4 protein-coding genes and 1 pseudogene are annotated in these 3,679 nt (G+C 39.7%); all 5 read left to right on the plus strand.

All coding sequences use genetic code 11. The annotated features are described in order from the left end of the window. Positions 1 to 360: 360 nt before the first annotated feature. Entirely contained in the window at positions 361 to 915 is a 555-nt protein-coding gene (locus RYK20_RS10705; protein ID WP_314895414.1) for an alpha/beta hydrolase, read from the plus strand. A 72-nt stretch (positions 916 to 987) separates the two neighbouring features. Then, positions 988 to 1,728 carry a hypothetical protein gene (locus RYK20_RS10710; RefSeq protein WP_314895415.1) on the plus strand — a complete coding sequence of 247 codons (741 nt, stop codon included), beginning with the start codon at positions 988 to 990 and terminating at the stop codon, positions 1,726 to 1,728. Positions 1,729 to 1,758: 30 nt separating this feature from the next. After that, the gene (locus RYK20_RS10715) at positions 1,759 to 2,496 is read left to right on the plus strand and encodes a hypothetical protein (RefSeq protein ID WP_314895416.1); all 738 of its coding nucleotides are present in this window, start codon (positions 1,759 to 1,761) and stop codon (positions 2,494 to 2,496) included. A 186-nt stretch (positions 2,497 to 2,682) separates the two neighbouring features. Continuing rightward, positions 2,683 to 3,435 carry a DUF6261 family protein gene (locus RYK20_RS10720; RefSeq protein ID WP_314895417.1) on the plus strand — a complete coding sequence of 251 codons (753 nt, stop codon included), beginning with the start codon at positions 2,683 to 2,685 and terminating at the stop codon, positions 3,433 to 3,435. A 91-nt stretch (positions 3,436 to 3,526) separates the two neighbouring features. Beyond that, a pseudogene (locus tag RYK20_RS10725) lies at positions 3,527 to 3,679 on the plus strand (peptidase S51); the annotation flags it as partial.

The raw sequence follows: 3,679 nt of genomic DNA on the forward strand, positions 1-3,679 counted from the left end.
ACGTATGCAATACGGTATTACCTTGTATAAAGCCCTTGGGGGTGGCTGGAGGTAGGATCCTTATTCCCTATTTTTATAGCATAGGACTTTGTACCAATACTTAAAACCTCCCCCTGCCCCCTCAGAGAGGGGGAAGCCGTGAGAATGAATATGCAAGGGATAGTTTATAAAGAAGATAAAATTAGGAAGATATAAAGGGTTTAGATACCTCAACGAATCTTTTCCCCCCCTTTGGAGGGGGGTAGGGGGGAGGTCAAAAAGGGATATTAAGGATATTTTACGGATAAAAACAATTTAAAAACACAAAAACCACCTTGTTTTTCCCTCTATCGGAGGGGGCAGGGAGGAGGAAAATAACTAATGAAACAAGTATATATCATTCACGGATATGACGATACGCCCGAAAGGCATTGGTACAGATGGTTAGAACAAGCGCTAAAAGCGGAAAATATCAGCGTCCATTGTTTGGCGATTCCTAATCCAGCCGATCCTAATGTAGCGGTATGGGTGGGTACCTTGGAAAAGGAGCTTGAGATGACTCCCGAGACGGTCATTGTAGCCCATAGTTTGGGGACGATTACCACGCTCTGTTACCTGCTCAAGACCGATAAAGAGCCCAAAGGTATCGTACTTGTATCGGGATTCTGTGAGGAGGTGCCCAATTTCGAGAGCCTCAATCCCTTTGTGGAGCATCTCAGAAGCTATCACCGTGTTCCTAAGATAGGCAAAGGGATAGTCATCGCCTCTGAAAAGGATTCTATTGTATCTACTGAGTTGAGCGATCGCCTCGCCACGTGGCTTCATTGTGAGTTTGTACGCCTACCCGTAGCGGGACACTTCCTTGACCGTGAAGGATACACCCGATTCCCAGAGGTTCGTGACAAGGTATTGGAGATTTTCAGAGAGGAAAAATAGTAAAAACACTATAATTGTTTTACGCAAACTAATTGGCTAATTTCCAAATTTACTAACAAACATATTATCATTATGCAATCAAGAGAAAACATCCAAGAACTGAACGACCATTTGCAGGCGTTCCCCAAAGCGGAAGATATTTTTGTAAAAGAGCAACCGTGGCTCAAAAATCATTTTTTGCCCCTGATGAGTATCGATTTAGCTGAAATCAATCCCGATTGGGCAGGACAAAAGGTGTATATGCTCGCTCCGTTTGAGCCTTACGAGGGTTACATTGGCGATAATACCACCGAATATCACAACGAATATACCGCACCTAACTGGTTAGCTTTCCGCCTAACTGATGATAATAAGTTTGAGTTTCTGGGAAAAGAAGGATTTTTTGAAAGAACAGCCATTCACGACTGGGATTTCAATTCCGAAGAAGAAAAGGAATTTCAAGAAATGCAGAAAGGCTACGAGAAAAGTAAAGCAAATTTCGAGAAATACGGTTCATTGGTGAGCTTACAGTTTCTTGAATATGATGGGAAACCTAACTTTACTAAATTTTTAGATATATTAGGAGGACATATAATAGGAGGAAATTGGGTAGGTACAATTAGTAGCAAAGAATATCCAAAGGCTTTTGATATGAAATTAGATTATGAAGATGAAGATTCTGATAAATGGATTAAAATTTCCTATCAAGGAAACCCCTTTTACTTTGTAGCAAGTACTCCTAACTATAGTTGGTGTGATGGGCATATCGATGCTATCATTATGCTTTACGAGCCCGTAAGTCGTATCGTGCTATTCACTTTTGATTATTCGTAAGAAAAATAAATTAATTAATATAAAAACACAATGACAACAAGAGAAAACATCCAAGAATTGAACGACCATTTGCAGGCGTTCCCTAAGGCAGAAGACATTTTTGTAAAAGAGCAACAATGGCTCAAAAATCATTTTTTGCCCCTAATGAGTATCGATTTAGCTGAAATCAACCCCGATTGGGCAGGACAAAAGGTATATATGCTCTGTCCCTTTGAGCCTTATGAGGGGTATATAGGCGATAATACCACTGAGTATCACAACGAATATACCGCGCCTAACTGGCTGGCTTTCCGCCTAACTGATGATAATAAGTTTGAGTTCCTCGGCAAGGAAGGATATTTTGAACGGACCGCTATTCACCATTGGGATTTTGACTCTGAAGAGGAGGAACTCTTTCGGGAAATGGCTGATAACTATGAAAAGAGTAAGGAAAATGTAGCCAAATATGGTACATTGGTGGATTTGCGTTATCCAGAATATAATGGCAAACTCAATAGAAAAACATTTTTGGAGATATTAGGGGGAGAGCCTCAGTATGGCAACTGGTGTTCCACTATTGAAGATGAGGAATATCCAAAGGCTTTCAAGATGAACATAGAAGATGGTGAAGAAGATGATGAGGTAGTGTTTGACATTTCATACAAAGGAAATCCTTTTTATCTTATCTCTGAGGCAACAGCTTACCATTGGGTGGGTGCTGGTGGCTATATGATTATGCTTTATGAGCCTGTAAGCCGTATCGTGCTATTCACTTTTGATTATTCGTAAAGGGCTAATCCTTATTTGTTTATAATAAAAAATACCTTCTATCCTATCTTTACCTCCTTCAAAGAGGGATAGAGATAGGATAATATTCTAAACTTTAACGTTTTCAGACGCAAATTTAGAAAAAGAATATAGGCGTTTTGGTACGCTTATTGTGGGAAAAATAGAATAACTAAAATTATTAGATTTATGAACAAACGTATTAAAGGCATTGCTATTGCCAGTTTGCAAAATCACGAACACTATGGGTTCGTAACCGAAGTAAAATTAGCTATTGAGCAGGCTAATATCGACTCACTCGCTACTCTTTTAGCCAAATTTACCCCCTTGGTAGAGGAGGAAAACAAATCGTTGGAGATTGTAGCTAAGAGCGAACATACCCACCGCCTGAAGGAATTGGATCGCAACCGCGATAATATGTTCCGAGGGCTCTCCGCTTGTGTAAATGAAGCTTCCTACAGTCCTACAAAAGACGAAAAAGAAGCGGCAACACTCATCAAGATATTGCTAAAACGCTATGGCAATATCATCTCCGAGAGCTTCGAGTCGCAACATAGTAAGACCGAAAACCTTATCCAAGACCTTCGTAGCGAAAAATATGCCGAAGCGTCTAAGAAAATCGGATTGGTGCGCTGGGTGAATTGGCTCGAACAAGCTGAAACTACCTTTATGGAGCTTTATCGTACACGACGCGACGAAAGGGCTTCTACTATCGCAGGTACACGTGCCTTGAAGCTCATTCGCAAGGATTTGAACGGGGTATACCGCGAAATCATCGAACATCTGAACGCTTTGGCAGTCTTACAACCTTCAGAAGCACTTACACAGCTTATTGCACGTATCAATATTCATATTGATAAGCTCGTAGCACTGAAAGCTAATAGGTCTACAAGAGCGAAAAAGAGTGTAAAAAATTCTAGTAATAGTGCCAAAGAAAACTAAAAACAATTTAGTTGCACGTATCAACGGTACGTAAATCATTCGAAAAAGAGTAATTTACGTACCGTTACGATACGTTGAAGTTATAAATAAGATGATAAAATTAATAACAACGATAGTTCTGTGTAGTATTTTTTCTTTTTCAAGAGGTCAAAACATACTATCGAATAACGCAAATACAAATATGAAAAGATTATTTTTAACCTCATCGTTCAGTTCAGTAGCAAAATTGTTTGAAGATTTTGCA

Origin of the sequence: uncultured Capnocytophaga sp. (assembly GCF_963525585.1) — a bacterium.
In the GTDB taxonomy this organism is placed as follows: Bacteria; Bacteroidota; Bacteroidia; order Flavobacteriales; family Flavobacteriaceae; genus Capnocytophaga.

Coding starts and splice junctions, on each gene's coding strand:
- RYK20_RS10705 (WP_314895414.1), top strand. CDS start 361: ATGAAACAAGTATATATCATTCACGGATATGACGATACGCCCGAAAGG.
- RYK20_RS10710 (WP_314895415.1), top strand. CDS start 988: ATGCAATCAAGAGAAAACATCCAAGAACTGAACGACCATTTGCAGGCG.
- RYK20_RS10715 (WP_314895416.1), top strand. CDS start 1,759: ATGACAACAAGAGAAAACATCCAAGAATTGAACGACCATTTGCAGGCG.
- RYK20_RS10720 (WP_314895417.1), top strand. CDS start 2,683: ATGAACAAACGTATTAAAGGCATTGCTATTGCCAGTTTGCAAAATCAC.